The 22,909-nt window shown below is 70.1% G+C and carries 20 protein-coding genes; 9 read left to right on the forward strand and 11 right to left on the reverse strand.

From position 1 onward, the window contains the following. Nucleotides 1–103: 103 nt before the first annotated feature. The 4 genes from VT85_RS00820 to VT85_RS00835 form a co-directional block, all read right to left on the reverse strand. Entirely contained in the window at nucleotides 104–1,600 is a 1,497-nt protein-coding gene (locus VT85_RS00820; protein WP_068409328.1) for a sulfatase family protein, read from the reverse strand. A gap of 24 nt (nucleotides 1,601–1,624) precedes the next feature. Then, nucleotides 1,625–2,461 carry a glycerophosphodiester phosphodiesterase gene (locus VT85_RS00825; protein WP_068409330.1) on the reverse strand — a complete coding sequence of 279 codons (837 nt, stop codon included), beginning with the start codon at nucleotides 2,459–2,461 and terminating at the stop codon, nucleotides 1,625–1,627. A 61-nt stretch (nucleotides 2,462–2,522) separates the two neighbouring features. Beyond that, the gene (locus tag VT85_RS00830; protein WP_197491022.1) at nucleotides 2,523–3,815 is read right to left on the reverse strand and encodes a right-handed parallel beta-helix repeat-containing protein; all 1,293 of its coding nucleotides are present in this window, start codon (nucleotides 3,813–3,815) and stop codon (nucleotides 2,523–2,525) included. An 86-nt stretch (nucleotides 3,816–3,901) separates the two neighbouring features. Beyond that, on the reverse strand, nucleotides 3,902–4,717 hold the full coding sequence (locus VT85_RS00835) for a M15 family metallopeptidase (RefSeq protein WP_197491023.1): 816 nt from the start codon (nucleotides 4,715–4,717) through the stop codon (nucleotides 3,902–3,904). Between the two features lie 142 nt (nucleotides 4,718–4,859). On the opposite strand from VT85_RS00835, the gene VT85_RS00840 reads away from it, so the two are divergent. Further along, nucleotides 4,860–5,783 (forward strand): alpha/beta hydrolase, encoded by a 924-nt coding sequence (locus VT85_RS00840; protein ID WP_197491024.1) that lies wholly within the window; start codon nucleotides 4,860–4,862, stop codon nucleotides 5,781–5,783. A gap of 106 nt (nucleotides 5,784–5,889) precedes the next feature. After that, a complete protein-coding gene (locus VT85_RS00845; RefSeq protein ID WP_068409337.1) occupies nucleotides 5,890–6,591 on the forward strand; it encodes a metal-dependent hydrolase in 702 nt (233 codons plus the stop codon). Between the two features lie 331 nt (nucleotides 6,592–6,922). Here the strand turns inward: VT85_RS00845 and VT85_RS00850 are convergent, their stop codons facing one another. Next, entirely contained in the window at nucleotides 6,923–7,993 is a 1,071-nt protein-coding gene (locus VT85_RS00850; RefSeq protein ID WP_068409338.1) for a tagatose 1,6-diphosphate aldolase, read from the reverse strand. Nucleotides 7,994–8,193: 200 nt separating this feature from the next. Between VT85_RS00850 and VT85_RS00855 the strand changes: the two genes are divergently transcribed. The 4 genes from VT85_RS00855 (at nucleotide 8,194) to VT85_RS00870 (ending at nucleotide 11,993) form a co-directional block, all read left to right on the forward strand. After that, nucleotides 8,194–8,646, forward strand: a complete 453-nt coding sequence (locus VT85_RS00855) for a hypothetical protein (RefSeq protein ID WP_068409340.1) — start codon at nucleotides 8,194–8,196, stop codon at nucleotides 8,644–8,646. Between the two features lie 298 nt (nucleotides 8,647–8,944). After that, entirely contained in the window at nucleotides 8,945–10,033 is a 1,089-nt protein-coding gene (locus VT85_RS00860) for a DUF1559 domain-containing protein (RefSeq protein ID WP_068409342.1), read from the forward strand. Nucleotides 10,034–10,112: 79 nt separating this feature from the next. Further along, a complete protein-coding gene (locus VT85_RS00865) occupies nucleotides 10,113–10,592 on the forward strand; it encodes a hypothetical protein (protein WP_068409344.1) in 480 nt (159 codons plus the stop codon). A 339-nt stretch (nucleotides 10,593–10,931) separates the two neighbouring features. After that, nucleotides 10,932–11,993, forward strand: a complete 1,062-nt coding sequence (locus VT85_RS00870) for a class I fructose-bisphosphate aldolase (RefSeq protein WP_068409346.1) — start codon at nucleotides 10,932–10,934, stop codon at nucleotides 11,991–11,993. A 245-nt stretch (nucleotides 11,994–12,238) separates the two neighbouring features. Here VT85_RS00870 and VT85_RS00875 read toward each other — a convergent pair whose 3' ends face one another. From VT85_RS00875 to VT85_RS00885, 3 genes are all read right to left on the reverse strand, one after another. After that, nucleotides 12,239–12,721, reverse strand: coding sequence for a hypothetical protein (locus VT85_RS00875; RefSeq protein WP_068409348.1), 483 nt, complete (start codon nucleotides 12,719–12,721; stop codon nucleotides 12,239–12,241). 302 nt (nucleotides 12,722–13,023) lie between these two features. Next, the gene (locus tag VT85_RS00880; RefSeq protein WP_068409350.1) at nucleotides 13,024–13,512 is read right to left on the reverse strand and encodes a hypothetical protein; all 489 of its coding nucleotides are present in this window, start codon (nucleotides 13,510–13,512) and stop codon (nucleotides 13,024–13,026) included. A gap of 24 nt (nucleotides 13,513–13,536) precedes the next feature. Next, nucleotides 13,537–14,115: an RNA polymerase sigma factor gene (locus VT85_RS00885; RefSeq protein ID WP_068409352.1), complete on the reverse strand. Its 579-nt coding sequence runs from the start codon at nucleotides 14,113–14,115 to the stop codon at nucleotides 13,537–13,539. Nucleotides 14,116–14,248: 133 nt separating this feature from the next. Between VT85_RS00885 and hpt the strand changes: the two genes are divergently transcribed. Genes hpt through VT85_RS00900 form a run of 3 tightly spaced genes read left to right on the forward strand, consistent with a single transcriptional unit; the run spans nucleotide 14,249 to nucleotide 17,081 of the window. Further along, nucleotides 14,249–14,764, forward strand: a complete 516-nt coding sequence (hpt, locus tag VT85_RS00890) for a hypoxanthine phosphoribosyltransferase (protein WP_068409354.1) — start codon at nucleotides 14,249–14,251, stop codon at nucleotides 14,762–14,764. A gap of 9 nt (nucleotides 14,765–14,773) precedes the next feature. Then, a complete protein-coding gene (locus VT85_RS00895) occupies nucleotides 14,774–15,949 on the forward strand; it encodes a glycosyltransferase family 4 protein (RefSeq protein WP_068409356.1) in 1,176 nt (391 codons plus the stop codon). A 16-nt stretch (nucleotides 15,950–15,965) separates the two neighbouring features. Continuing rightward, entirely contained in the window at nucleotides 15,966–17,081 is a 1,116-nt protein-coding gene (locus VT85_RS00900) for a glycosyltransferase (protein ID WP_068409357.1), read from the forward strand. Between the two features lie 153 nt (nucleotides 17,082–17,234). On the opposite strand, the gene VT85_RS00905 is transcribed toward VT85_RS00900, so the two are convergent. The 3 genes from VT85_RS00905 to VT85_RS00915 all read right to left on the reverse strand — a co-directional run bounded on the left by VT85_RS00905 (nucleotide 17,235) and on the right by VT85_RS00915 (nucleotide 22,783). Beyond that, on the reverse strand, nucleotides 17,235–20,090 hold the full coding sequence (locus VT85_RS00905; RefSeq protein ID WP_068409359.1) for a hypothetical protein: 2,856 nt from the start codon (nucleotides 20,088–20,090) through the stop codon (nucleotides 17,235–17,237). Nucleotides 20,091–21,188: 1,098 nt separating this feature from the next. Further along, complete coding sequence (locus VT85_RS00910) at nucleotides 21,189–21,755, reverse strand: KdsC family phosphatase (protein WP_068409361.1); 567 nt, start codon at nucleotides 21,753–21,755, stop codon at nucleotides 21,189–21,191. A 5-nt stretch (nucleotides 21,756–21,760) separates the two neighbouring features. Then, nucleotides 21,761–22,783, reverse strand: coding sequence for an SIS domain-containing protein (locus tag VT85_RS00915; protein ID WP_068409363.1), 1,023 nt, complete (start codon nucleotides 22,781–22,783; stop codon nucleotides 21,761–21,763). Between the last annotated feature and the right edge of the window lie 126 nt (nucleotides 22,784–22,909).

The following is a 22,909-nucleotide window of genomic DNA, read 5'->3' on the forward strand; positions in this document are numbered from 1 at the left end:
ATTGGCGCAAACAAAACGCAGTCGAGTCGCCGAAGCTCCTGTTCATGGTCGCGTGCATCGTAGCCTGGTCGCTGGGATTAAGTAAGTCGAAACCTTGGGGATTTCAAGGCAAATTCCGCGCCTTGGCGAGATCGGCGCGGAGGCTGTCGAGGATCTCGGGGTGGTCGGCGGCCAGGTTCCGGGTTTCTCCAGGATCGGCGTCGAGGTCGTAGAGCTGCGGGGCCTCGTCATTGCCGGTCTCGGTGGCGGTGGCGGGATTGAACGCCCGGCCCCCGGAGGCGGGGATGAACTTCCACTTCCCCCGGCGCACGGCCAGGCCGTTGGCGTGTTCGATCAGGGTCTCGCGGCCGTTCGGGTCCTCGCCCAGCAGCGCCCGGAGATGGTCTTGCGCGTCGGGGGCCGTCGGGATCGCGTCCTGGCGGCCGACCAGGGCGGCGAACGTGGCGAGGAAGTCGACCTGTCCCACCAACGCGTGCGACTCGCCCGGCCTGACCTTCGCTGGCCAGCGGACGATGAACGGCACCCGCGTCCCCCCCTCGAACTTGCTGTACTTGCCCCCCCGGAAGGGACCGGCCGGCTTGTGGCCGCCCAGCTTCGCGACGGCCTCGTCGCGGTAGCCGTCGTCGACGACAGGGCCGTTGTCGCTGGTGAAGACGACCAGCGTGTCATCGGCCAGGCCCTCCTCGTCGAGCGTCCTGAGGATTTCGCCGACCGTCCAGTCGAACTCGACGATCGCGTCGCCGCGCGGGCCCATTCCCGACTTCCCCTGGAACCGGGGGTGCGGCAGCCTCGGGACGTGGACGTCGTGGGTCGCGAGGTACAGGAAGAACGGCCGATCCTTGTTCCGTTTGAGGAATCCGACGGCCTCGTCGGTGAACGTCTCGGCCATCGTCTCGTCGTGCCAGCGGGCCTTCTTCCCCCCCTTCATGTAGCCGATCCGGCTGACGCCGTCGACGATCGCCATGTCGTGGCCGTGGCTGGGATGGAGCCGGAGCATCTCGGGGTTCGCCTTGCCGGTGGGCTCACCGGCGATCGGCTCGCCGTACCGGACCTGGATCGGGTCGGCCGGGTCGCGGTTCACGACCTCATGGTCCCTCACGTAGACGCAGGGGACGCGGTCGCCGGTGGCGGCCATGATGAAGCACTCGTCGAAGCCGACCTCCAGCGGGCCGGGCTTGATCGCCCCGTTCCAGTCGAGGCTCCCGTCCCCCAGCCCCAGGTGCCACTTGCCGACCGCCGCCGTCCGATAGCCGGCGTCCCGGAAGACGGTCGCCAGGGTCGTGCGGCCGGGCTCGATGATCAGCTTGGCGTCGCCCGGCAGGACCCCGGTCCCCTGCTTCCGCCAGGGATACTCCCCCGTCAGGATCGCGTATCGCGACGGCGTGCACGTCGCCGACGACGCATGGGCGTCGGTGAATTTCAGCCCCTCGCGCGCCAGCCGGTCGAGGTTCGGCGTCAGCCCGGCCTTCGCCCCGTAAGCGCCCACGTCGCCGTAGCCGAGGTCGTCCGCATAGATCACGACCACGTTCGGCGGCGCGGCGGGGGCCGCCGAGGTCGTCAGGAGGATCGCGAGGGTGAGGATCGAAGCGTGTCGCGTCATGGCGTCTCCCGTTGCAACGGCGGTTCAGCGACTCGGGGCCTGCTTGATCGCCAGCAGCGTGCGCGGCCGGTCGGTGTAGATGCGGTCGACCCCCATGCCGAGGAGCTCGCGCATGAGGTCCGGGTCGTCGACGGTCCAGGCGCCGAAGGCGAGGCCGGCGGCCTTGACCTTGCGGACCTTCTCGGGGGTGACTCCGGCGTGGTTGACGACGAGGGCCTCGAAGCCCCGCTCGCGGGCGATGCGGACGTCGGCGTCGACGTCGCAATCGGCCGGGCGATCCCAGAAGACGGGGATCTCGGGCGCGAGCCGTTTCACCTCGGTCATGTACGCCAGGTCGCCGTCATTGAAGCCGACCCACGCCTCGGCGCCGAGCCCCTTCACGAGCGCGACGGCCTCGCCGACGCAGTCCATCTTGGGCTGGATCGAGATCCTCGCGCGGTCTTGCGTCATCGCCAGCCGCAGCACGTCTTCCAGCAGCGGCATCGCCATCGGCGGGAATTGCTCGGCCGTCAGCCCATGCCGTCGTCGGAAGTCGGTCGCCACGTCGACCGTCTTCAGTTGTTCATAGGTCGACTCGGAGATGGCGAGGTTCCGGTCGCCGACGCGACCGGTGGTCGCGTCGTGGGTGACGACGATCTTGCCGTCACGGCTGAGGAAGACGTCCAGTTCGACCCAGTCGGCGCCCATCTCTAAGCCGCTCGCGAACGCGGGCAGGGTGTTCTCGGGGTGTTCGCTGGAGTTTCCGCGATGGGCCGTGACGCCGTTGTTCAGGAACGAGGTCGGGCGCGGGGGGGCGTCCGCCCCGGCGTGGTCGGGGAGGCCGAGCGCGGCCAGGAAGACGAGCGTGAAGGTTCGCGTCATGGGCGTGCGTCCGTGGCGACGTGGGGATGGTTGGTCCGGGCGGCGAGCCTCGGCGGGCGGTCTACGGCTTCAGTTCGACGTTGGAGACGCCCCGGAGGCCGGGATGGAAGAGGTTGTTGGAGAAGTGCAGACCGACCGGCGCGGAGTCGCCGGATTCGATCAGCACCGCGTATCGGTAGCGCGGCGGGACGACCTCGGGCTTGCCGTCCTTGAGGATCGCGTCGTGGCCGGTGTCGTAGACCACGTTGCCGGTGACGATCACGTCGGCGAGCGGCGGGTTCTCGGGGACCTGGGCGTGGTCGAAGCGGATCGGGCAGCCGCCGGCCTCGTCGCCCCAGATCCATCGGGTCAGGCCGAGTCCGAAGTCGGTGATGATGTTGCCGGAGATGATCGAGCCGCCGTCGACGTTGGCGGCGCGGGCGGGCCGGTCGCCCTCGGCGGCGCGGGCCGGGAGCGACGCGGCGCCGGGCATCATGCCGATGCTCCAGAGCGAATTCTTGATGAATTGATTATTCGACACGATCACATGCTTGGAACCGTGCATCGCCTTCATGCCGATGAGGGCGTCGTTCACGATGTTCTGCGACAGGATGACGTGGTCGGCGTGGATGTCGAACCCCTGCCCCGCGCGCTCGACGAGGTTGCCCAGGACCCGCGTGCAATCGGTCGCCTCGGGCGAGCCGACGTGGACGGCCGTGCCTTGCATCCAGTTGTCGGTCTCGCCCCGCTCCCAGTCGCGGGCGCTGGCGATCCGGCCCCGGACGGCGTTCTTCTTGATGATCCGGCCCAGCTCGAACTCCCGCTTCACCTCGGGCGTGGCGATCAGCCGGTCCTCGCGGACGGTGTTCCCCTGGATCAAGGTCCCCTGGCATTCGCGGATCAGGATCCCCGTGCCGATGATGCAGCGGAAGGCGAACCCCTGGTCGGGCGTGTCCGTCCGGTCGTCGATCCCGACGCGCTGGTAGTTCTGGACCAGGCAGTCGCGGACTTGGCCGTTGTCGCAGTTGCGCAACTCGACGGCCGCCGACCGCGTCTGGTTGTCGAGGATTCGCAGGCCCGCGAGGCTCACGTCGCGGCTGTCGGTGACGAGGACGGCCTCGGCCTCCGTCTCGCGGAGCCCTTCCGGCCGCGTCAGCGTGAGGTCGCGGAGGATCGCGCCGTCGGCGTGGTCGATGCGGACGATGGCCTTCGCCGAGTCCTTCTGCACGATCCGGGCGCGTCCGACCAGGCCGCCCCCCTCGGTGGCGATGCGGATCGTCTCGTCGATCTCATGGACGCCCGGCGCGACCTCGACCACCTTGCCGGGGTTGGCGTCGATCGCCGCCTGGATCGAAGGATAATCGCGCGTGGACACGTCGGAATCTCCGCCGGCCCGCACCGCGGTCGATCCCGCAAGGAGGATGAGCAGGGGGATCGTCCGGGCTCCGTACGAACGGTTCGTCATCGGGTCTTCTCTCCGGCCTGGAGCTTCTCGAACTCGACGTTCTGGATCGGGTGGCGGTTCCAGTCCTTGTAGTCGTAGTGCCACCACTCTTCGGGGAGGTGGAGGAAGCCCTCGGCTTCGAGGGCCTTGCGGAGCGTGGCGCGGTTGGCGGCCTGGGGGGGCGTGGCGTCGGGGGAATCGGAGAAGGCGCGTTCGGTGAAATCGTCGTAGCCGGTGGGCATGTCGACGGGTCGGCCGGACTTCAGGTCGTAGAGCGTGAGGTCGACGGCGCAGCCGCGGTTGTGCCGGGAGCCCTTGGCGGGGTCGGCGACGAAGTCGTGGTACTTCGCGGGGGTGGCCTCGCGGAAGATCTTGGTGACGTACCAGGGCCGGTAGCCGTCGTAGATCAGGAGGCCGAAGCCCTGCTCCGCGAGCTTCGCCTGGGCCCGCTTCAGGGCCTCGGCCGCCGGCCGCTGGAGGAACGCGCGGGGCGTCGTATAGACCGGGACGCCCAGGAAGTTGTCCGCCGTCGCATAACGGATCTCCAGCCTGATCCTCGGGTCGAGCGTCGCCAGGTCGACGAGATCCGGCCTGACGAACTCGCCCGATTCCTCCGGCGGGCTGGCGGCGAGGGCCTCGGCGCGGATCTCGGCGATGGGCCGCGTGGGCTGGATGTGGAACGTCTGGCGGGACGGTTCGGCCCGCGATCCCGGCTTCCCGTCCTCATCCTTTGAGGCGACCGTCATCGCGGCCTGGACGACGGGGGCGGGAGCGGCCCAGGTAAGCCCGCCCGAGAACAGCAACACGGCCCGACCGATCGACTTCGCGCTCATGCGGTCTCCCTCGAATCTCGGCGACCAGGAACCGCGGCCATGATAACATCACCGAGACTCGGTTTCCCGCCATCGAAACCCGGCGTAGGCCGCGCGGGTAGCTCCTTGCGTGCGAGACACCGAGGCGAAGGAGACGCGAGCCGTGAAGCTCTGGAAGAAATGGGCGGGCCTGACGGCGTTGCTGGTCGTCGGAGCGGCGATCGCGCTCGCCGGGCGCGAGCCCTCGCCGCCGGATTCGATCCTCTTCGAGCCCGACGTGACGTACCGCGAGGTCGACGGTGAGACGCTCCGGCTGGATTTCGCGCGGCCGAAGGAGGGGGACGGGCCGTTCCCGGTGGTCGTCTGCATCCACGGCGGCGGCTGGCGCGCCGGGGACAAGAAAGACTTCCGCGAGGCCCTATTCGGCCTGGCCCAGCAGGGCTGCGGGGTCGTCTCCGTGCAGTACCGATTCGCCCCCAGGCACCCGTTCCCGGCGCAGCTCGACGACGTCAAGGCGGCCGTCCGGTTCGTCCGCGAGCGAGCGAAGCCGTGGAAGCTCGACCCGGAGCGCATCGCCGTGATGGGGGGCTCGGCGGGGGCGCACCTGGCCCTCTTGCTGGCGACGACCGGAGACGAGGACCCGAAAGACGCCCCGTCGACCGCGATCAGGGCCGCCGTCTCGATCGCCGGGCCGACCGACCTCACGGCCGATTTCCCCGAGTCCTCGCGCGACATGGTCGCGGACTTTCTGGGCCGTGATCGCCGGGCCGACCGCGCCGTCCAGGAGGGGGCGAGCCCGCTCTTCCACCTGAACCCCGGCGACGCTCCGGTGCTGCTGATCCACGGCACGAAGGACGAGTTGGTCCCCTACGACCAGGCGACGAGGTTTCGGGAGGCCTGCGAGAAGTCCGGGGTCGAGGCCGAGCTGGTGACGATTCAGGGGGGCGGGCACGGCGGCGGGGGGGACGATCCCCACGCCTGGGAGGCCGTCGTCGTGAAGTCGGTCGCGTTCCTGCGGAAGCACCTGGGACTCCCCCCCCTGGCGGGGTTCGACGCCGAGGGGAAGCCGACGGCCAAGGCGCCCTGACGCGCCGAGGCCGATGGCGGCCCGTGATTCGCGGGTTATGATGGGGCTTCGCGGACGTCGAGGGACGTCCCGACGGTTCGTTCGCACGCCCGGAGAGGCAACCGCCATGTCCACCCGCTTCCGCTGGCTCGGCCATTCCGCCCTGCTGTTCGAGAACGACGGCAAGCACGTGCTCGTCGACCCGTTCCTGACCGGGAACCCCGCAGCCGCGATCAAGCCCGAGGACGCGCCCGCCGACCTGATCCTGATCTCGCACGGCCACGGCGACCACGTCGGCGACGCGGTGGCGATCGCCGGCCGCACCGGGGCGACGGTCGCCACCAATTACGAGATCGGCGGCTGGCTCCAGCAGCCGCCCCGGGGGCTTTCCAAGGTGGAGGGGCTCCAGCACGGCGGCGGGTTCACGTTCAACGACTGGGTCCACGTCAAGCTGACGCTCGCCTTCCACGGCTCGGCCCTGCCCGACGGCTCCAACGGCGGCAATCCGTGCGGCTTCATCCTGACCTTCCCCGACGGCACCAAGGTCTACGACGCCGCCGACACCGCCCTCTTCGGCGACATGGCCCTGATCGGTGAGGAAGGGCTCGACCTGGCCCTGCTGCCGATCGGCGACTATTACACGATGGGCGTCGACGACTCCATCCGCGCCATCAAGTTGCTCAAGCCGAAATATGTGATCCCCATCCACTACAATACATTTCCCACCATCGCGCAAGACGCGCACGCCTGGGCCGAACGCGTCAAGGCCGAGACCTCCGCGCAACCCATCGTCCTGAAGCCCGGCGATTGGTTCGACGTCGCCAAGTGAGCCGTGGCGCGAAACGAGCGGACCCGCGGAACCCCTCCCCTCCCTTGCGGAGCTAAGCGCCCGCAGGGACCGGACGAGCCCGAGGCCCGCCGGGCGTTCGGTCCATGACGGTCTTCCCCCCTGGCGGGGGAAGACAGACGCCGAAGGCGTCAGATGAGGGGGGGACGCGCCGGTGAGCCGTCGGGATTCGAGGTCTGTTTCAAGAGCCGACGGTCTGGGAAAGGCTCGTCGAACTCCGACGGTCTTGGTGCTCGTCCCCCCCTCATCCGGCCCCGCGGGCCGCCTTCCCCCACCAGGGGGAAGGCGTTTTGACGTGATTACATCTTTAGATTCACGCGCCTGGATAGCGGAAGTGCCAGCCTTCGACGGCGCGGACGGAGTCGAGGTCTTCGCGGGTGAAGCCGTAGCGGGCGAACCAGGGGGAGCCCTCCTCTCGGACCAGGGCGTCGACCTCGGCGATCCGCTTGCGGGCGACGTCGGACAGGAACGAGGCGCGCGCGGGGGCGTCGTCCTGGTCGAAGTATTCCTTCCAGAAGGCCCGGCCCCCCAGGACGCCGGAGGCCCCGGCGCGGAGCGCCATCTGGACCTGGTCCAGATACTGGTCGTAGTCCACGCCCGCCGAGAGCAAGACCCAGGGACGCTCGGAGACGGCGTCGAGGGCTTGCAGGTTGTCCTCGAGCTGCTGGTCGCTCTCACGGTCGAGCGTGCCGGGGAACTCGGCCTTGTAAACGTCGCAGAACCGGCTCAGGATGCGGGCGCTCTCGATGACCGTCTCGGCCTTGCGGTCGAGGAACGAGGCGTCCTTCTTGGTCTCGCCGCCGATCGGGAAGGCGACGGCCTCCAGCAAGAGCAGCAGGTCGTGCTTCTTGCACTCCTCGTAGACCCGCTCCACGATCGCGAGGTTGGCGTCGGCCGACTCGGTCTCGGTTGGCTCGAACTGGGCCAGGAACTTGATCGCGTCGGCCCCCATCTTCTTGGCCTTCTCGACGCCCCAGCCGGGCTCGATCGTCGCCAGGGGCGCGCCCTTGGCGCTCATCTCATACTTGGTGCGCTCCAGGCGCAGGAGCAGCCCGGTGTGGGGAGGGATCGCGCCGGAGGCGACGGCTGACCACGCGCCGTAATAGGGGTCGATCAGGACGCCCGAAGCCGCCGTCGCCAGGCCTCGCATCAGGTCGAGCTTGGCCTCCACGACCTCCTCGTAAGTCGGCTCGCGGTCCTCCCCGGCGCGTCGCAGGGCCTTGCCGCCCATGTCGATCACCGAGTTGTTCTGGTCGAGCGCCAGCATGGTGAGGGTGCCGTTCGGGTTGCTGATCCGCTGCAACCCCCGGAGCTTGCCCGGCGTCAGCCCCTTGGCCGCCAGCACGAACGCACCCAGCTTCTTCGATCCGTCCCCGAACGTCATGGCCGGCCTTCTTTTCTTCCCGATTCCCGAGCGATCGCCCCGTCCAGGCCCCGTCGCGCGACGAGCCCCACGCCGGCCCCATTCTAACGGCCCCCCGGGGAGATTGCAGGCGCGGTCCCCTGGCACGGCGCGCCTCGGGGATGCGAGGATGGCGGCGGGACGCCGACCCCAGGTTCGTCGAAGGGAATGAGGACAGGCCCATGATCTCGCGCCGGAGTCGTTTCGCAGCCGCCCTGCTCGTCAGCCTGATCGCGCCGCATTCCGGCTGCGGTTCCTCGACGGAATCGACGGTCTCCGGGGCCGAGCCCAGCCCCGTCGAGCAGGTCGGCCAGCTCTTGAGGATGCACCGCGAGCAGAACCGGCCGACGCCCCGGACGCTCAAGGAGGCCCAGAAGTCGGGCACGGCCCTGCCCAGGGCGCTGGAGGCGCTGCGGTCTGGGGAAGTCGTGATCGCCTGGGGCCTGGACCTTGAGGAATACGGCGGCACGTCGGTGATCGGCTATGAGAAGGACGCCCCGGACAAGGGAGGGGCGGTGGTCCTGGGCGACGGCACCGTCGTCGAGCTGACCGCCGAGGAGTTCCAGGCCGCTTCCAAGCCCCCCGCGAGCCGGTTCACCCCCCCAGCCGGCGGCCGGTCGAAATCATCCCGATGACCATGCCGCCTGGCGACCTCCCAAGCCCCAAAACGTCGAGCCTCATTTTTCGCCACGGCGACACGCCTGCACGCTTGACGATCGGCGACTCCAGGATTACTATTCTTAAATCCTAAGAATCTAGGATTCGGGATGCGAGGTGGAGGAGGATCCCTTCACTCGCTTGCCATGCCATCTCGAGGCCTTCCGTCTTCCGCCTTTCTCCTTCCTCGAATAGCCCCTGTGTGAGAACTCGTCCGAGGCGAGCCCGCCTGTGCATGCGCTCGGCTTTCCTCGGGCCAACTGAAGGATTTGGACGATGACGTCGACCAGTCGAAGACGACACGGTTTCACGCTGATCGAACTGCTGGTGGTGATCGCGATCATCGCCGTCCTGATCGCGCTGTTGCTCCCTGCGGTGCAGTCGGCGCGCGAGGCGGCCCGCCGCGCCCAGTGCACGAACAATCTCAAGCAGATGTCCCTGGCGGCGCTGACCTTCGAGTCGACGTACAACGAGCTTCCCCCGGGATTCGGCCCCAACCCGCCCGGCGGCGGGGGCCGGATCAACGTCCAGGCGATGCTGCTGCCGTTCATCGAGGGGGGCAACACGTACAACGCGTTCAATACCTCGGTGGGCATCAACATCTACGGCGCCTCGTCCCCGAACAACACGGCCCAGACCCAGATCGTCTCGGCCTACGTCTGCCCGTCGGACGCGTCGAGCGCCCGTTTCGCGGGGGCGCCGGGGACGCTCCTCGGTTATTCGAACTACATGGCGAGCACCGGCGGGACCGCCGCCCAGATTTACGGCGGGACCTCGGCCGCCTCGGAGAAGAACACCGCCTACCTCGGGGCTTTCAACGTCCAGCTCAATGAGACGGCCGCCTCGGGCACCCCGGACTTTCAGAAGGTCACCAGCCGCACGACGATCGGGGCGTTCACCGACGGGACCTCGAACACGGGGATGTTCGCCGAGACCCGACGCTCGAACTATGCGGGGGTCGCCGCGGCGACGCTGTACGCCGGCCGGACGCCGTACGCAATCGACATGGTCTACCTCATGTCGTCGGCCTCGTTCAACAATCAGACATGGAACCCGCTCTGCGGCAACTGGGACAACTCCCAGGTGGTCGACCTGATCGGCTACCGCGGCGGTCAGTACTACCGCACCCTGCCGATGACCACGAACTACAGCCACACGCTGACGCCCAACTTCAAGAACAACGACTGCGGCAGCAACTCGTTCTCCGCGTCGCATGCGGCCCCTCGAAGCTACCATTCCGGCGGCGTCAACGTCTCGTTCTGCGACGGCTCGGTCCACTTCATCAAGGATTCGATCAGCGCTCCGACCTGGTTCGCCCTGGGCACCCGCGCCGGCGGCGAGGTCGTGAGTTCCGACGCCTATTGACGGCGATGCGCCCGGGCGGGGCGACCTCGCCCGGGCCTTCCCCCACGTCCGACCGTCCGTCTGAACGAGGAAAGCTGCCATGAGATCCCGCCCGACGGCCCTGGGACGCGTCTGCGTCCTGGCCCTCGCCGCAACCATCCTGGGGGGCTGCGACGGCGCCCCCGCCCCCCGAACCGAAGCCCCCAGCGCCGAGGTCCTCTCGATCGAGGAGGTCGGCCAGATCCTTCGGATGTACAAGAAGTCCGGCCAGGGGGCCCCGAAAACCATCAAGGACGTCATTCCCCTGGCGAACGGCTATCCGTTCGCGGTGGAATCCCTCCGCAAGGGCGATGTCGTGCTCTACTGGGGCGCGGCCTTCGACCCCGACGATTCCAAGACCGTCCTGGCCTACCATAAGGACGTCCCCACCCAGGGGGGCGAGGTTCTGTTGCGGGACGGTTCCGCGATCAAGATGACCGCCGAGGAGTTCCAGTCGGCCCCCAAGCCCGCCGACGGCGACGTCAACGCCGGGGGCGTCGGCAAGGCCGACGGCAAGGCTGGCGCCAAGCGATCTCGCTGAGCCCCCAGGGCCGAGGCCGGTTCGGGCCTGCGTCGTAGCGAAGCGAGGAATCGCTCATTGCATCGGGGCCCGATCGGCCCTATGATGGAGCCTTGTCCTGAACGTGTTCGGGCCCCCTTCACCGGGCGGGCCCGGTTTCGGGACCGTGCGGCCGGATGGATCCACGCCGGACGCAACGACTCGCCCCCGGGCCCGCTCGACTGGGGCCGTCGTCCGGGGCGTGATGGAAGAAATCCATCGCTCGAGCCTCTCAATTCCCTTCATGTCCACGCGGCCCGCGCCGGCGTCCGCCCCCAGAGAGGGATCGCCGCGACGCCCGCGCCTCGGAGTGCCAGGAACATGGCGTCCGTCCAAGAAGTTCTCGGTGGCGAAGCCGACGGCCTGCTGAACTACACCTGCAAGGCGATCCCGAAGGAGACCCTCCACCTCCCCGGTCCCGATTTCGTGGACCGCGTGTTCATTCCCAGCGATCGCAACCTGCGGGTTCTGGGAAATCTCTCCTGGATGTTCAACGCCGGCCGCCTCGCCGGCACCGGCTATCTCTCGATCCTCCCGGTCGACCAGGGGATCGAGCACTCCGGCGGCGCGAGCTTCGCCAAGAACCCGGCGTACTTCGACCCCGAGAACATCGTCAAGCTCGCCCTCGACGGCGGCTGCAACGCCGTCGCCAGCACCTTCGGCGTGCTGGGGATGGTCGCCCGCAAGTACGCCCACAAGATCCCGTTCATGGTCAAGATCAACCATAACGAGCTCCTGACCTACCCGAACCAGGCCAACCAGATCCTGTTCGGCAAGGTCGAGGAGGCGTACGACATGGGCGCCGCCGCCGTCGGCGCCACGATCTACTTCGGCTCCGAGAACAGCGGCCGACAGATCGTCGAGATCGCCGAGGCGTTCTACCGGGCCCACGAGCTCGGCATGGCGACGGTCCTCTGGTGCTACCTGCGGAACAACGCCTTCAAGTCCGACAAGGACTACCATGTCGCCGCCGACCTCACCGGCCAGGCCAACCACCTGGGCGTGACCATCGAGGCCGACATCATCAAGCAGAAGCTCCCCGAGAACAACGGCGGCTTCAAGGCCCTGAACATGGGCGGCTCCAGCTACGGCAAGCTCGACGAGCGGATGTACACGGAGTTGTGCTCCGACCACCCGATCGACCTCTGCCGCTATCAGGTCGCCAACTGCTACATGGGCCGCGCCGGGCTGATCAACTCGGGTGGGGCCAGCGGCAAGAACGACTTCGCCGAGGCCGTCAAGACGGCCGTCATCAATAAGCGCGCCGGCGGCACCGGCCTGATCTCGGGCCGCAAGGCCTTCCAGCGGCCGATGGCCGAGGGCGTCAAGCTCCTCAACACCATCCAGGACGTCTACCTCGACAAGTCGATCACGATCGCCTGACGATCCCGAAAAAGTAAAGGGGGACCCGGCCGACGCCGATAACAAGGGTGTCGGCTGGGACGCTGAACCGGTCAAGGAAGACTGGATGACGCAGGCCCTCGCTAGACGGTCGCCCCCAAGGATGGAGCGGCGACCCGAAGGCCGACGGGCCAGGGAAGGCCCGGCTCACGAACACGAAGGTTCAGCCCGAACGCCCCGACGGCCCGCCAGCCGTCGGGGCGTTCGGCGTTTGATCGCCGACCGCCTCAGCGAGCCCCGACGCCGATCAGCACTCGCGAGCCGTCGCGAAGGGACCGCTCATAGAAGAAGAGCTGATTCTCGGGGGCGTCGACGACGGTCACGAACGGCGGGGCGTCGCCCTCCTGGAACGAGCAGCGGAGCGTCACGCGGCCCGCGTCGTCGCTCTCCAACGTCGTCTCGGCGACGCGCCCCCCGCCCAGGTCGCAGGCCAGCGTCTCGCCCGGAGAGAGCCGCTCACTGCGCGAAACGATCAGCTCGAAGCCGTGATCGGGCAGGACCTTGCGGAGCTGAACCCGAACCGACGTCAGCCGGGGGTCGATCGCCGACTCGCCCGGCTCCGCCTTGATCGCGAACACCGTCACCTGCCGAGCGGCCTCGACCGACGAAACCGCGACCCCCGTCGGCGCGGGCTCGGGAGCCGGCTCCGGCGACGACGAGCGCGGCGAGCAACCCGAGACGAGCAGCCAAAGCAAGACGACCAGGCCCAATCCCTTCCCCCCTCGCGGGGGAAGGTGGCCCGAAGGGCCGGATGAGGGGGAAGACGAGCATAACGGCCGTCGGCATTCCGGCCTCATCATAAAAGCCCCGGGCGGCAAGACCGCCCATCGTCGGCCGCTCGGGTTGTTTACCTTGAAACGTCCCATCGCCCCACAACCGACGCGGCTGAAGCTACGACAGCATCCGCGCTCGTCTTCCCCCTCATCCGGCCTGCGGCCACCTTCCCCCGCCAGGGGGGAAGGCGTGACGTCGAAGGTCTGCCTTCCCATCCGATCCTCCAGAGGCTCGCCGCTCACTCGGACATCGCGACGACCGGGCCGGCCATCGATTCGAGGAGGTTGAAGACGAGATACCAGGCGTCGACCCCGGCCGGGCCCGCCTGGGCGGTCAGGTCGGTCGTCTGGACGGCGTCGGCGTCGGAGCGGATCAGGACGAGCTGGCCCTCGTCGATGTGGACGACGGCGGTGGCCGTGTGCGAGACGCCGTCGGGCTGCGAGGCCTCCTCACGCAGGGCGATCCCCACGGCGATCAGGATCGCGGCGGCCTGCGCCGCCAGCACGACGCCGATCGCCGCCCAGCGGCGGGCTCGGGAGGGTGCCGGCTTCGCCATGACCAGGGTCGGGACGTGGGGGCGGTCGCCGATCGCGGCCGACTCGTCGACGGCGGCGTTCACGGCCGTCCAGACGCGGTCCCAGGCTTCGGCGGAGGGCGCGGGGGGGCGGGTCGCCCGCCACAGGCGTTCGAGCCGATCCGACTCGCGATTCTCGGCGTCTCCTCGCATGGTCTGCCATCCTTCTTGGGTCGATCAGCCGAGGTCCTTGAGGCGTTCCCAATCCAGCACGGCCTGGAGCTTGCGCCGGGCGGCGTTGATCCGGCTCATGACGGTTCCGATCGGGACGTCCTGCGATTCGGCGATCTCCTTGTAACTCAATCCCAGCTCGGCGAAGAGGACGAAGGTCGCCCGGAGGGTCGGCGACAGGTTCTCCAGGGCCTCGTCGAGCGCCCGGCGAAGGTCCTGGCGGCGGAGCCCCCGCGCCGGGTCGTCGTCCGGGGAGAGGCTCGTCGGCTCCCCCTCAAGGGTCACGTACTTCCGCCGTTTTCTCCGCCTTCCCTGGTCGAGTGCCGTATTGACGACGATCCGAAGCAGCCAGAACCGGAATCCCCCCCGGCCGTCGAATTCCGACAGTCGGGCGAAGGCTTTCATCAACGATTCCTGCACCACATCGAGCGCGTCGTGCTCGTCCCCCAGCAGTCGGTACGCCGCGCGGTACGCCTCGTCCCGATGCCGCAGGAACAGTTCCTCGCGGGCCTGGGGGTCGCGTCCGAGCGCCCGCCGGACCAGCGATTCATCGGTGATGGATGCGGTCGTCGGGGCGTCGAGCATACGATCTCCTACCCAGACCAGACGAACCCGGCCCGTCTCCTATTCGATCTCCGGGGCCATCGGTTACACTGGACGGCCGTAATCGTCCGCCGCAGCCATTGTAGCGTCACGTCACGCGAGGAGCGCCGCCGCCGTGCCCGTCGAGGTGTTGATCCCGGAGAGCGCGCTTCACGACCGGCTCCGCGAGTTGGGTCGGGAGGTCGCCCGCGACTACGCCGGCAAGCCGCTGACGATCGTCGCCGTGCTGACCGGGAGCCTGATCGCCCTGGCCGACCTGATCCGCGAGGTCGACGTCCCCCACCGCATCGGCCTGGTCCACGCCAGCAGCTACCGGGGGGCCACGACGACCGCCTCGACCCTGATCATCAACGAGACGCTCGCCCCCGACGTGGCCGACCGCGACGTCCTGCTGCTCGACGACATCCTCGACACCGGCCAGACCCTCGCGGCGCTCGTCGACCACCTGATCGCGCGGGGGGCGCGAAGCGTCAAGACGGCGGTGCTGCTCCGCAAGATCGGCCGCCAGACGACGCCGATCGAGCCCGACTACTGCGGCTTCCCGATCCCCGACGCCTTCGTGGTCGGCTACGGGCTCGACTTCGACGACGACTACCGCCACCTGCCCTTCGTCGGCATCCTCAAGGACTGACCGCCCGACGTGACCCCTCCCACGCCCCCCCTCAAGCTGGCCCTCGTCTCCCGACGCTACCCGCCCCTCATCGGCGGCGCCGAGCGCGTGCTCGCGTACCTGGCCGAGGCCCTGGCGCGCGAGGGGGCCGACGTCTCGGTGCTGACCTCCGCCGTGGGCGAGGCCGCCGGACTCCCGACCCGAGAGGCGCTGGACTACTCGAAATCACGAGGCGGGGGGCGGCTGACGATCCACCGGCTGGAGACCTCGCCGCTGCGGTTCTTCGGGACCTGGCTCTACATGCGGAACCTCCGGCGATGGCTGGCGGCGAACCCCGTCGATCTGGCCTACGTCTCGATGCTCAAGCACGACGCCTACGTCGCCGTGGGCGCCGGGCGCGAGCGCGGCTTCCCGGTCGTCCTGCGTCCCGAGGGCGCCGGCGACACCGGCGACGTCGCCTGGCAGGCCCGGGGGAACTTCGGCGCGCGGATCGCCCGTCGCACCAGGGACGCCGACGCCTTCGTCGCCATCTCGAAGGCCGTCCACGACGAGCTGGCCGGGGCCGGATACGACGCGGCGAAGATCCACGACCTGCCCAACGGCGTCCCGATCCCCGCCCGTCCCTGGCAGCGCCGCAAGGGCTGGCAAGAGGCCCCGCACGCGATGTTCGTCGGCCGGCTGGCCCCCGAGAAGGGGCTGACCACGCTGGTCCGGGCGTGGCCCGCCGTCCGGTCGAGCTTCCCGAACGCCCGGCTGACGCTCGTGGGCGAAGGCCCGGAACGGCCGGCCCTCGAACGTGCGGCGCGCGACCTGGGCCTCCCCGCCGGGGCGGTCTCGCTCCCGGGCGCGACCGACGACGTCGAGGCCGCGCTGCGGGCGGCCGACCTGTTCGTGCTGCCGTCGACCGAGGAGGGGATGAGCATCGCCCTGCTGGAGGCGATGGCGATCGGCGTGCCGGTCGTCGCCACGGCGATCCCGGGCAACCGCCGCCTGATCGCCGACTTCAAGCACGGCCGGCTCGCCCCCGCGCGCGACGTCGACGCCCTCGCCCGGACGATCGTCGAGCAGTGGACGACCTTCGATCGGGCCTTCCACATGAGCCGCGCGGCGAGGGGCCGCGTCGAGCAGCAGTTCTCGATCCGGGCCGTCGCCCGCGGCCACCTGCAACTCTTCCAGGAATTGATCGCCCGCGAACGGTCGGGTTGAAACGGGGTCTTCCGCCGTGCTCAAGGTCTTGCAACTGATCCCGACGCTCGACCGCTCGGGCGCCGAGAAGCAGATGGTGATGCTCTCCAGGGGGCTCCCCCGCGACCGCTTCCAGGTCGAGGCGGCGGTGCTCACCCGGACGGGCCCGCTCGAGGCCGAGCTGGCCGCCGCCGGCGTGCCGGTGACGTCGATCGCCAAGCGGTTCAAGGTCGACCCGTTCGCCCTCCGCCGCCTGACGAGGTTCCTGAAGGCGGGCAAGTTCGACGTGGTCCAGACCTGGATCTTCGCCGCCAACGCCTACGGCCGGATCGCCGCCGGGCGGGCGGGCGTCCCGGTGGTGGTCACGGCGGAGATGGCCGTCGACCTCTGGAAAGGGCGTCTGGAGAAGGCCGTCGACCGCAGGCTGGCGACGGCCTGCGACAAGCTCGTCGGCAACTCGAACGCCGTCGTCGACTACTACCGCAAGCTCGGCGTCCCCGAGGACCGGCTGGCGATGATCTACTCGGGGGTCGCCGACGAGCCGCCGCCGGCCGTCGATCCCGCGGCCGTCCGCGTCGAGATCGGATTCCCCCCCGACGCCAAGCTCGCCCTGTTCGTCGGCCGGCTCGCCCCCCAGAAGCGGGTGCTGGACCTCCTGCGGGTGCTCGACCTGCTGCAACACGTCCAGCCCGACCTCCGCACCGCGATCGTCGGCGACGGCCCGCTGCGAGCCGAGCTGGAGAAGCGCGCCGGGCAGTACGAGCTGACCGACAAGGTCCGCTTCCTCGGCCACCGCGACGACGTACCCCGCCTCATGGCCGCCGCCGACGTCGTCGTCCTGCCGAGCGAGTACGAGGGGCTGCCGAACGTGGTGCTGGAGGCCATGATGCAGGCGAAGCCCGTCGTCGCGACCGCCGCGCCCGGCACGACCGAGGTGGTCGTCGACGGCGTGACCGGCCTCCTGGCACCCATCGGCGATCTCCCCCTGATCGCCCGCGCCCTTCGCGACCTCGTCCGCGACCCCCGCCGCGCCCGGGCCCTCGGCGCCGCCGGCCGCGAACGCGTCCTGGCCGACTTTCGCGCCGACGCCATGGTCGCCCACTTCGCCGACCTCTACGAAAACCTCGCCGCCGCCAAGCGCCCCCCCGCGTGAACCGCGCCCGTCATCACGCCCTTCCCCCGCAAGGGAGGAAGACCGTTGAGACGAATGCCGTCGAGCCGGCTCGCTCGTCATCCTCTCTCCGGCGAAGGCCGTCATCGCGTCCTTCGCCTGCGGGGGGGATTTCGACGGGTCCCCGAGCGCGGGTCAGCGTCCGGTGAAGCCCTTGCGCTCGGCCGGGTTGGTGTAGATTCGCGTGCGGGGCTTGCGCGGCTTGTCGGCGATCTTGTTGCCGTTGGAGGGCTTGACGATGCCGGGTCGGGTGCCGGTCCGGTCGTCCACGATCTGCCAGTTCTCCGGGGCGATGACGTCGACCGAGCCGAGCTTGGGATTGAACCGGACGGCCGCGGCGCGGCCCGGCGAGGCGGACTGGCCGGGGGCCCCCTGGCGGACGACCTGCACCGGGCGGCCGTCGAGGCCGTTGGCGAAGACCAGGTCGTTGAGCGAGTCATACGTGATGACATCGGCTTGCAGGGCGGTGTCCTGGGCACGGACGTAGGCGTTGTCCCAGGCCTTCAGGAAGTTCCGACCGTTCGAGGTTTTGGCGGAACCGGCCGGCGGGGGCTCGTTGATGACGCGGAGCATCTCCGAGGTCAGGAACGCGGCATCGTTCGGCAGGCGGTCGTAGTCGAACCGGACCGCCTCGTTGGCGACGTTCCCCCGGGCCGTCTCGACGGCCCCGAAGAACTCGGCCCAACGCTGCTCGTCGACGTCGTCCTGGGCGCCGGTGCCGAACCGACCCTTCATCTCGTCGGCGAACCGGATCTGGGTCAGGACCAGCGGCGGCAGCTCGGGCCTGGCTCCGGCGGCCCCGGCCCGGCGGGGGGCGTCGGGGCTGACGGCGATCTGCTCCTTGACGCCCGAGGCCGCGTCGTCGTCCTCGCCGGGGTTGTACGCGGTGGGGCGGACGACCGGCCGGGCGGCGACGGAGGCTCCGAATTCCGGGCTCGCCTCCTTGGTCGGGTCGCCCTTGCGGTCGTAGAGGAAGACCTCGCCGGGGCCCGGCGCCCGGAACGTGCCGGTGCGGCGGTCGTACAGGAGCGAGCCGGCCTCCATCCGCTGCTGGCTGATCAGCAGCGGGAAGTCCGGGTGGACCTTCCGAGCGATGGCCACGGCCCGCGACTTCGGCGTCCCCACGACCTCGATCATCGCCAGGTCGGGTCGGGACTCGGGCTCGGCCTCGTCGCCGGCCTCGGCCGGGGCCTTGGCGGCGGTCCGGCCGCTGAGCTTGCCGGCGTCGACCAGCGGGATCGGCTTGTCGGTGTAGACGGTGATCGAATCCTCGCCGTGGAGCAGCGAGTCCTCCATCTGGGCGTGGGCCCGGCCCAGGAACTTGATCTTGGCGGCCGGCCGCTTGAGCGGGTCGTGCGAGATCCCCTCGAAGGTCATCAGCTTGGTCCAGGTGATGACGATCGGGACCTTGTTCGACAGGGTCTTGCCGCCGCGCTTGCGGGGCTTGGCCGGGTCGGCCGGCGGCTGGGCCGCTTCGAGGCCCTCGGCCGAGCGGTCGGTGAACAGGGCGCGGTCGGTGAGCTGGGTGAGCTTGCCCTCGCCGTAGGCCCACGCCTGGTCGGCCTTCTGGTCGACGCCGATGGTGTCGGCGACGATCGTCATCTCCTCGGTGGAGACGCGGGCCTTGGGGGCCTTCTTGGGATCGATCGCGCGACCCTTGGCGGAGTGCTGGTCGTGGTGGTAGAGGTCGAAGACGACCTGGCCCGCCGCCTGGTTGCGAAGGACGAGCACCTCGCCCTCCGCGTCGGTGCCGACGGTCTTGCCCGGGCCGGGCTCCTGGTGGAGCTGCACGCCCCCCCGCAATTCGACGTCGCGAAGCTCATAGGCCGGCTCGGCGGCCGTCCCGGCGGTCGCGCCGGGCTGGGGGGCGGGGGCGCCGACGATCACGACGGCCTGGGCTCGCTCGGCCTTGGCGGACATCTTCGGTCCGGTCGGCTTGGTCGCGGCACCCTGCGCGGGGACCGGCGTGAGGTCGGGCGCGACGGCTCCGCCGCCGTCGCCGGCGGCCTTGGCGTCCGCGGCCGGCGCGGGCTTCGCGACCGGGTTCGGGTTCGTCGTCAGCGGCGGGGAAGCGGCCACGGTCCCGGCTTCGAAGTCCACGTCGAGCCGTTCTCGCAGGTGCAAGTCGCGGCTGGGATCGACGAGGTGGACGTCCTTGACGGCGAGGAGTCGCCGGATGCTGGGGAGGGCCGGCTTCGGCGCGGCGGCGGGGTCGGGCTCCGTGTAGGCGGCGGGGACGACCTCGCGGCCTTCCCGCGTGAGCTGGGCCTTCTTCTCGTCCGGGTTCAGCCAGACGACGATGCGGTCGGCCGCGTCGAGCGAGGCGCCCCGGGCGCGGTCTTCCACGCGGGGCGAGCCCTTGAGCACCAGGACTCGGCCCGAGGCGCGGTCGGCCTGCGGGGCCTCGTTCTGGACCCAGAGCTGCTCGCGCCAGACGGCCGTGCGGGAGGGCGGCACGTCGCGAGGGGGCTCGTTCTCGCCCAGCGCGGGGCGGGTCTCCAGCAGGCCCGGCCCGTTGGCGACGAGCGCCGCGTTGTTGGGGTCGCCGTCGTCGGTGAGGGTGGCGTCGGAGCACCAGACGTGGGTGACCGACTGGAGCCGGGCGGGGGCGCCGGCGGGGGCCGCCGCGGCGAGGTCCCGCTTCTCAAGCCAGAGTTTCTTGGGGCCGCCGCCGTTGAAGACGGTCGTGTTCTTGCCGGAGGCGGGCTCCTTGTAATGCAGCAGCTCCACGCAGAGGATCTTGACCCCCTGCCCCGGCATCTGGAGCCAGACCGCGTGGCCGCTGGCCTTGACCCGCCGCAGGGTCAGTCCGCCGAACGCGCTTCCCTTGGCGGCCGTCGTCACCTCGGTCTCGTCTCCAGCCTTGGCCTGGGCCTCGCCCGACTTCTTCTCGCCGGGGAGGAGGGTGAGGTGGAGGGTGTCGCAGGTGAGCTGGTCGGGCAGGTCCGCGAGCTTGCCGCGGCGGACGACGACGTTGTTGCGGAACTCCACGTAGGTCGGCTCGGGGGGGACCGGGGGCCGACCGGGGGCGCGGGGACCGGGCGCGGCAGGGCGACGATGAGCGGGCCGTCGCACTGGACGTCGAGCGGGATCGCCTCGTTCGGGTCCCTGGCGGCCTTGCCGTTCGACTTCGGCCGAGCCTGGGCCGCGACGACGCCGCCGTCGGCGGCCTGCTTAGCGTCCAGGTCGGGGAGCATGCCGGTGCGGCCGACGTCGGCGAACGTGGTGCGGACGTTCTTGAAGAGAGTGAGCTGCTGGGCGCCGTCGAAGCCGGTGGCGCGGCCGCCGGGCTGGCTCGCCGCGGACTTGGGGCGGAGCTGGATCTCCAGGCCGGTGCCGGTGACGCGGACGTCGCGATCGACGACGACGACGTCGGACTTGGTGCGGATGACCGGGGAGACCCCGTCGTCCTCGTACTCGACCTCGGTGAGCGGGCCGATGTGCAGGTCGTCGGTCGGGTCGTCCGGGGTCCCTCGGTCGTCGCGGATCATGACGTTCCGCTCCAGCCGGGCGTAGCGCACGGTCAGCGGCTCGCCGTCGCCCTTGGGACTGAGGCCGAACGGCTTGTTGAAGTCGATGACCGCGGACTCGCTGGTCATGGTCCGGGTGCTCCCCGCCTTGGGAGACCCGAGCACGACGGCGGCCGGCTTCACCTCGATCCGCTTGCCGTCGAACTTCACGCCGCCGCTCTCGGTGGGGCGGGAGAACTCGGCCGCGAAGAGGATCACCCCCTTCTCCGGGCTGACGTAGCGGAGGAGGTCGTCGGAGTTGGTCCAGCTGTCGGGGCCGAACACGCGCTCCGCGGTCTGCTTGACCAGCGTCTTGGTCTCGGAGTCGTGGACCGTGAACTCCATCTGGTCGACTTGGTGGGTCGACCGGAGGCGTGCGACCACGAGGTCGAACGCCTGGACGTACGCCAGGTGGGCCGCCGTCAGGAGGCTCAGGACCGTCGCCAGCTTGAAGAGTTTCTTAAGCACGAATCGACATTCCGTAACGTCGGCGGTTACCCGGTCCACGCGGTCGACGACCACCTCGGAAGCGTCGGGGGGACGATCCCCGCGCGATGAGGGCGGCCCCGCCCAAGCCTGCTCACGTCGCTGGCGAAAGATAGCTGCCGCAAGCCCCGTGCCACAGCCCCTGGGCTTTCAGAATGACCTCGACGACTTCGCGGACGGCGCCGTTTCCTCCGGCTGCGACGGTCGTGAGGTGGGCCGACTCGCGGACCTCGGCCACGGCGTCGGCCGGACAGGCGGCGAGCCCGACGGCCCGGAGCACCGGCAGGTCGATCAGGTCGTCGCCGACGTAGCAGACCTGCTCCGCCGTCGCCCCCGTCTCCGCCAGCAGCGCCCGGAAGGCCTCGCCCTTGTCGGCGATCCCCTGGACGACTCGTTGAATCTTGAGCTCGGCCGCCCGCCGCTCGACGACCGCGGCGCGACGGCCGGAGAGGATGGCCGAGGACTTGCCGACCTTGTGCCAGAGCGCGAACGCCAGGCCGTCGCGGACGTGGAAGTTCTTCGACTCGACGCCGGCGTCGTCGACGATGATCCGGCCGTCGGTGAGGACGCCGTCGACGTCCACCGCCAGCACCTGGATCGCCTCGCAACGCGCCTGGAGGTCGGCCGCGACGCCGGCCGTGGGGCTTCCCGGGGTCGTCATCCGCGTCACTCCTCGAAGTCTTCGGGGGGCGTCCCGATCAGGTCGGTCACGTCGATCAGGCCCGCCAGCCGGCCGTCGCCGTCGACGACGGGAAGCTCGCTGATCTTGCGGCCCTTCATCAGCTCGACCGCCTCGCCCAGCATGGAGCCGACCGTGGTGCGGAACGGGTTCGCCGTCATCACCTCGCCGATCGGCCGGTCCAGCTCGGACTCCCGGCGCTTCTCGAACAGCCGCACGAGGTCGCTGTCGGTGAAGATGCCCAGCAGCCGCTCCTGGTCGTCCCGGACCAGCACGGCGCCGGAGCGGCGGCGGGGGCCGGCGAGCCGGACGAAGACCTGGCGGACGGTCTCCTCGGGCCTCGCCGTGCGGACGTCGCGGCCGGTCCGCATCACGTCCTCGACCCGCGTCAGCTTCCGCCCGAGGTTCCCCGCCGGGTGGTAGAGGGCGAAGTCCTCCGGGGTGAAGTCGCGCATCCGGGAGACCAGCAGGGCCAGGGCGTCGCCGACGGCCATCATCGCCGTCGTGCTGGCCGAAGGCGCCAGGCCCAGCGGGCAGGCCTCGGCGATGGGCCCCATCGCGATGCAGACGTCGGCCGACCGGCCCAGCGAACTGGCCGCGCGTTCGGTGACGGCGATCAGGCCGGCGTCGATCCGGCGGATCGAGGGGAGGAGCCGCAGCACCTCCTCGGTCTCGCCGCTCTGCGAGAAGGCGACGACGACGTCGCCGGGGCGGATCCGCCCCAGGTCGCCGTGGACGGCCTCGGCCGGGTGCAGCGGGTAGGCCCGCGTGCCGGTCGACGCGAACGTCGCGGCCGTCTTCTGCCCCACCAGCCCCGCCTTCCCCATGCCGGTGACGATCACGCCCCCCTGGCAGTGGTAGACCAGCCGCGCCGCCCGCACGATCGAGCCGTCGAGCCGCTCGCGGACGCCGGCCAGCGCCGCGGCCTCGTCCCGAAGGACCCTGCGGGCGAACGCCAGGCCATCGGCCTCCGTCTCCGGGCTCGCCGTCGCTTCCGAGATCGTCGCCATCCTGGGCCTCCCTGCCCGGCTTGCGGACCCGTGGCCGACGTCGCATCGGATCAGGCCCTCGAGCGGCGGCACCATAGCCCATCCCCCAAAGGCCGTCAACGCAGACTCCGGCGCGACCCACGCCCG

This window comes from Planctomyces sp. SH-PL62 (assembly GCF_001610895.1).
Lineage (GTDB): Bacteria > Planctomycetota > Planctomycetia > Isosphaerales > Isosphaeraceae > Paludisphaera.